This is a genomic window from Microbacterium arabinogalactanolyticum (assembly GCF_030268005.1).
Taxonomy (GTDB): domain Bacteria; phylum Actinomycetota; class Actinomycetes; order Actinomycetales; family Microbacteriaceae; genus Microbacterium; species Microbacterium arabinogalactanolyticum.
Map to the genome: position 1 here is coordinate 1 of NZ_BRZC01000012.1, position 265 is coordinate 265.

1 protein-coding gene is annotated in these 265 nt (G+C 69.1%); it reads left to right on the forward strand.

Annotated features, from left to right (window positions below; genetic code table 11):
• On the forward strand, window positions 1-265 hold a 265-nt coding region (locus MIAR_RS17490; RefSeq protein WP_285638584.1), incomplete at both ends, for a hypothetical protein.

The following is a 265-nucleotide window of genomic DNA, read 5'->3' on the forward strand; positions in this document are numbered from 1 at the left end:
CGGAACAGTGGGGTCACCACCGGGAAGACCCGGCAGCTCACCCAGACCAGGAATCAGACCACCAATGGTGTCAACGACACCACCAACGACCCCACCCAGGTCAGGCAGACCCGGAAGACCCGGGAGACCCGGGAGGCCCGGGACGGTGGGGTCGCCACCGGGAAGGCCCGGCAGTTCACCCAGACCCGGGATCAGGCCACCGATCGTGTCAACGACACCACCGACGACCCCGCCCAGGTCGGGAAGACCCGGGAGACCCGGGACG